Source organism: Arthrobacter sp. Y3223164, from assembly GCF_059091005.1.
This window is the reverse complement of record NZ_JBNHGF010000174.1, coordinates 1-5,671: the sequence shown is the minus strand read 5'-3', so window position 1 is coordinate 5,671 and position 5,671 is coordinate 1. Positions and strand designations below refer to the sequence as shown.

The window sequence follows — 5,671 nt, the reverse complement described above, 5'->3', positions numbered from 1 at the left end:
GGCGTCGAGCCAGGTGAACACGGGGCCGGCGATGTCGCGGTCTTCGGGGAGCAGGTGCCCGGCGCCTTCGAAGCGGTGCACATCGGCCTGCGGCAGCCGGTCCAGCAGGTCGCGCAGGTAGCGGTCGGAGAACACGGGATCCCTGGGGCCCCACAGGATCAGCGCCGGAACGTCCAGGCTGCGGATGCCCTCGGCCACCCCGTTCAGCGCGTCCCAGCTGGGCGCGGCCTCGTCGGCCGGGATGTCGGCCACGAAGTTGCCCACCCCGGTGCGGCGGGCCGCGTGCCGGTACGGGGCCATGAACGCGGCCCTGACGTCCTTCGCCAACGGAGGATGCGCCAGGGCGTGCGTGACGCGCAGGAAGGCGGCCGACGTCGTCGTTCCCCAGCGATGCACAGCGGGGTGCAGCGCCAGTTTGAGCGGGGCGGGCAGCCCGAACCCGGCGGGGTGGACGGCGGTGTTGGTCAGGACGACGCCGGCGAGCTGGTCGCGGTGCCGGGTGGCCCAGCCCAGCGAGATCACGCCGCCCCAGTCGTGTCCGACGGTGACGACGGGGCCGGTGATGCCCAGTTCTGCGGTCAGGTCGCCCAGGTCGGTGATCCGGTCCTCGAGCCGGCGGAAGCTGCCGGTGCGTTCGGAGAAGCCCATGTCCAGCTGGTCGACGGCGACCACGCGCCACGGGGCCGCGGCGTCACCGGCGGCGGCCAGCAGGCTGCGCCACAGGTAGGACCAGGTGGGGTTGCCGTGCACGCACAGCAGGGTGCCGGCTGGTTCGATGCCGCGTTCGGCCAGCTGCGGGCCGTTGTCCAGAAGGTGCCAGGTGTGGGCGCTGCCGGCCTGGTCTACGGCGGCGGTGGAGCGAACGCGGACGCGGCGGGACCAGGCCGGGTCGACGCCGGGCCAGAGGGGGGTGTCTACCACGCAATCTCCATCATGGTGGTGTTCAGGCCGGAGCCCACGCCCATGCAGAGCACGCGGTCGCCGGTGCCCAGCGTCTGGGCCTCCTGGGCGAGGGTCATCGGCAGCGAGGCAGGCCCCACGTTGCCCCACTTCGGGAAGGTGATCGGCACACGCTCGCGGACCAGGTTGACGGCCTTGATGATCGCGTTGGTATACGAGGTGGAGACCTGGTGCGTGACGTACCGGTCCATGGCGGTCCAGTTCCAGCCGTCGCGGTGGGCCTCGTGCCAGGCGTTGACCACCAGTTCCAGCCCGTTCTCCAGCAGGCCCTTGGTGTCCGTGAACATGCCGGCGGGCCCGCCGACGCACAGCTCGTGGTGTTCGGTGCCCGCGCGGGAGACGCCGCCGAGGATCCGGTGCGAGCCGGGGTGGGCGTCGGCGGGGCCGATCACGGCCGCGGCGGCCCCGGACCCCAGGGTCAGCGTGGCGAATTCGCGCAGGTAGTCGGCGCGGGTGGAATCCGGGTGGTTCAGCCGCTCGAAGGTGGTTTCCTGGGTCGGCTGCGCGTCCTCGCCGGCGACGATCAGCGCGTACTTGATCTGCCCGGCATCGATCATGTTGGCGGCCAGCGTTATTCCGTTGACGAAGCCCAGGCAGGCGTTGGCCAGGTCGAAGTTCATGGCCGACGACGGCAGCCCCAGCCCGTGGTGGATCTTCACCGCGACGGACGGCTCAAGGTTCTTGCGGGTGACGGAGGTGTTGATCAGCAGGCCGATCTGGCCCGGCTCCACGCCGGCCTCGGCGAGGGCCTTGGCGCCGGCTTCGATGGCGGCGTCGTCGAATGATGAACCGGGCGACCACCAGCGGCGTTCGGTCACGCCGGCAACACGTTCCAGCAGCTTCCGGGAGAGCTTCAGGCGCTTCAGGCTGGGTGCCAGCCGGTCGTCGAAGTCGGCGGAAGTGACGGCTACCGGGGCCTCCACGCTCGAGACGGCCAGCAGCGCCGTGTTGTCATGTCGAAACGTCGCGTTACCGATCAATATCCAGCCTTTATTCGTCTTCGGGGACGTTCACCTGTACACGGAGAATCCCCCATTGGTACCCGAACTCTTAACTATGCACCCCGAACCAGCGTTCCGCACATGCAGAGAATGGCATGCGTGTGTGGTCATTGTCTCTCCGGCTGCCTTTGCCCGTGCCTCGGATCGCCTTGCAGACGTTACTCGGGGGCCCCGGAGCGTGATTCGAGGGGGCGTTCGGATCCACCTGGATGCGGGCTGGAATCCTTTGGAATTCCCTTGTTGTTTAAGCGGCGGTCCGCCAGAAAGAGCACCCCTGCAAGTGTGCAGGCGACGGCGGGCCAATAGCTGTAGCGGTAGTCGGCTGCCGGCACTATGGGGAAGTATCCCACCAGGTAGAGGAGCGCCGACCAGCCCAGGGCCGCGACCTGCGGCCGCAGTTGCCGTGCCTTGGGGAGGGCCACGATCAGCGCTATCGAGGCGGCGAGCCAAAACCAGGCCTTAAAAAACCAGGGAAAAGTCTTCAGGCCGAACTCAACCACGTAGTCGTAGAGGATGTTGTCCGCCTTCGACGGCTCCACGCGGTACTCAGCGGGGACAACCTCCGCGCCGGTACCGACGAATTCCAGCTTGCTGGTGAAGAGGAACCGGGCGTACGTCTCGGCGCGGTAGTACAGGTAGCGGGCCGGATGCGTCACCACTTCATCAATCCACAGGTCCCGGACCTCCGACTGATAAGCGATCGGTTCAAAGGATTTGCCGGTTGCCCCGCGGCCGTAGCACTTCCAATAGGCATCCCAAATAGCTTCTTCGGCCCGGCATTTTTCGCGGGCGGCAAGCAGTTTGTCTTCCAGTTCCTGGGGAATATCCGCGTCCCTTATCTCTTCGGCGGGCACGGTGAAGATGATGTCGTCGAGGAAGACTTGGGATAGCTGGCCGGTGGGTTTGGGCTGGAATGCGACGTTGAACGCCCCGCCCGTGCCCAGTATCAACACCAGGAACGTCGCGGCGGCCATGACATATCCGCCCCGCACGCGTCGCCGGTTGGCTGTCAGCCGTCTGCGCCGCTTGGGGGATGCGTTCCGCCAGGCCCGGTAGAGGAGGAAGACGAGGGGAAGGATCGCAAAGAACGCGTTTTTCCGGACCATCGCTCCGTACAGCAGGAACAACAGCGACAGGGCGAGCAACGGATACCGGAGCCTCGGGAAGCGCTCGGCGAGCAGGATGAGGACGGTGCCGCTGAAGAACGCGATCATCATGTGCACGTCCTTCCACAACACGCCCAGGAACGTGATGGTGAACGGCAGCAACGGAATCGCGAGGGCGAGCGAGGACATGAGCCGGCTGCGGGTGAGATCGTGAAGATAGATGGCCAAGAGCAGCGCGGCACTGAACGTCACCGCGACCTGCACCAGCACCAGCGAGCCGACGTCGCCGGTCAGTCTGTACAAACCTGTCCAGCCGACGGTCATGACGGCGGGGTGCCAGTCGTCCAGCGGAATCAGGCCGAGAACCTGCTTGAGCTGATGGGAGGAATCATTCGTCATCCGCCCGGGGTGGTTCGCCACCCACAGAAAAGCCGTGGCCAGGAAAGCGGAGGCGCCCAAGACTGTAAGCCACCAGTAGTCCGCCGCAGTCCAAGCGGTGCGCACACCCCTCGGGCCGCCGGCCCGGGCACGGGGGGAACGTGCCGATGAATCGCTCACGTGTCAGTCCCGTCCAGACGCGCGTGGGCCGGGTCTGCCCACGCCCCGCCTGCATCCTGCCGGTGCTGCGGCGGCTCCAGGCGCAGGTATGCCAGGCGCGCTGCTTCATGCCGTCCCCGCTTTAGGCCGTCGAGGATGATGCCGATACAACCCACCAGTACAGCCAGGCCCATCACGGCAGCAGCCAGGATCGCCGTCGGGAAGCGGGGCACCAGGCCGGTCTCGAAAAACTCGACGATCACGGGCACCCCCAACCCCAGCGAAGCCAGTGCCAGCACCGCGGCGATGATGCCGTGGAAGAGGGCCGGCCGTTCATGCCGGACGAGCTCGAAGATGAGGGACAGGATTTTGAAGCCGTCCGAATAGGTATTGAGCTTGCTTTCGCTCCCCTCGGGCCGTTGGCGGAATCCGACCTCGACCTCGGCCTGCGGCAGCCGCAGTGACGTGACGTGCACCGTGAATTCGGTCTCGATTTCGAATTCCTTGGACACGGCGGGGAATGACTTAACGAAGCGGCGCGAAAAGACGCGATATCCCGACAACATGTCCGAAACCTGGGATCGGAAGAGGACGCTGACGACCCTGTTGAACATCCGGTTCCCCATGGCGTGCCCCGGGCGGTACGACCCGGTTTCCGACGTGTCGGCACGAACGCCGAGCACATGATCGTAGGGGCCGTCCAACAGGGCGTCGATCAGGCGTGGCAGGTCCGCTGCCTCGTACGTGTCGTCGCCGTCGATCGTGACGTAGATATCGGCGTCAATATCGGCAAACGCCCGCCGGATGACGTTGCCCTTGCCCTTGCGCGTTTCCGTCCGGACGATGGCGCCGGCGGCCCGCGCCAGCTCGGCGGTCCGGTCGGAACTGTTGTTGTCGTAGACATAGACCGTTATCCCCGGGACGGCGAGCTCCAGATCCCGGATGACGGTGGCGACTGTCTGTTCTTCGTTGTGGCAGGGGACAATGGCGGCAATGCGCTGCCCTGGATGACGGGCTGGATCTGACACTGGCGAAAGCACTCCTCACCGGACGTGGACTGGCCTTCAGGGTAGTTCTCCGTGGCCCTTACACAAGGTTGCCACCCCGCCCGCCGGGATGCGCGCACCTGCACACGCCGGCCGCTCCACACGTTTGTCCACCGCGACAAGCCCGTCGTGCCCGTGTATCCGCGGCGGGCACGGTAGATTGAGGCAAGGAAAACGTCCGCCGCGGGAGACACAACGTGCATCTTAAATCTCTGACTGTGCGGGGCTTTAAGTCTTTTGCGTCGGCGACGACCTTCGACTTCGAGCCCGGCGTCACCGCCGTGGTCGGTCCGAACGGGTCGGGAAAGTCCAACGTGGTGGACGCCCTCGCCTGGGTGATGGGGGAGCAGGGCGCCAAGACGCTGCGCGGCGGCAAGATGGAGGACGTCATCTTCGCCGGCACGGCGGGCCGCCCGCCGCTGGGCCGGGCGCACGTGTCGCTGACCATCGACAATGCCGACGGCGCCCTGCCGATCGAATACTCCGAAGTCACCATCTCCCGCACCCTGTTCCGCACGGGCGGCTCCGAATACGCCATCAACGGCAGCAGCTGCCGGCTGCTGGACATCCAGGAACTGCTCTCGGACTCCGGGCTGGGCCGGGAGATGCACGTGATCGTCGGCCAGGGCCAGCTGGACAAGGTGCTGCACGCGACGCCGGAGGACCGCCGGGGCTTCGTGGAGGAAGCCGCCGGCATTCTCAAGCACCGGCGCCGCAAGGAAAAAACGGTGCGGAAGCTGGAGTCCATGCAGGCCAACCTGCAGCGGCTGACCGACCTCACCGGCGAGATCCGCCGGCAGCTGACGCCGCTGGGCAAGCAGGCCGAGGTGGCCCGCCGGGCCCAGCAGGTCCAGTTCGAGGTCCGCGATGCCCGGGCCCGGCTGCTCGCCGACGAGCTGGTGGAGCTGAGCACCTCCCTGGCCCAGGAAGTGGCGGACGAGGCCGCGCTGAAGACCCGGCAGGCCGAGGTGGAGAAGACCCTGGAGTCCGGGCGCCGGCGCCTGGCCGAGCTGGAGCGGCT

Annotated in this window: 5 protein-coding genes; 1 reads left to right on the top strand and 4 read right to left on the bottom strand. The window is 66.9% G+C overall.

Going from position 1 to position 5,671, the window contains the following annotated elements:
• The 4 genes from AC5RUJ_RS09940 to AC5RUJ_RS09925 all read right to left on the bottom strand — a co-directional run.
• A partial coding sequence (locus tag AC5RUJ_RS09940) for an alpha/beta fold hydrolase (RefSeq protein WP_494155813.1) occupies positions 1-921 on the bottom strand: 921 nt, incomplete at its 3' end.
• Positions 915-1,940: a 3-oxoacyl-ACP synthase III gene (locus AC5RUJ_RS09935; protein ID WP_493999991.1), complete on the bottom strand. Its 1,026-nt coding sequence runs from the start codon at positions 1,938-1,940 to the stop codon at positions 915-917. The genes AC5RUJ_RS09935 and AC5RUJ_RS09940, both read right to left, overlap by 7 nt.
• A 179-nt stretch (positions 1,941-2,119) precedes the next feature.
• Positions 2,120-3,466 carry a hypothetical protein gene (locus tag AC5RUJ_RS09930; RefSeq protein WP_494155812.1) on the bottom strand — a complete coding sequence of 449 codons (1,347 nt, stop codon included), beginning with the start codon at positions 3,464-3,466 and terminating at the stop codon, positions 2,120-2,122.
• A 155-nt stretch (positions 3,467-3,621) separates the two neighbouring features.
• Positions 3,622-4,632, bottom strand: a complete 1,011-nt coding sequence (locus tag AC5RUJ_RS09925) for a glycosyltransferase (RefSeq protein WP_494022906.1) — start codon at positions 4,630-4,632, stop codon at positions 3,622-3,624.
• Positions 4,633-4,847: 215 nt separating this feature from the next.
• Between AC5RUJ_RS09925 and AC5RUJ_RS09920 the strand changes: the two genes are divergently transcribed.
• The coding region (locus AC5RUJ_RS09920; protein ID WP_494155811.1) for a chromosome segregation SMC family protein at positions 4,848-5,671 on the top strand (824 nt) is incomplete at its 3' end.

Excerpts from the sequence above, each read along its gene's own strand:
- AC5RUJ_RS09930 (WP_494155812.1), bottom strand. The coding sequence starts at position 3,466 with ATGACGAATGATTCCTCCCATCAGCTCAAGCAGGTTCTCGGCCTGATT.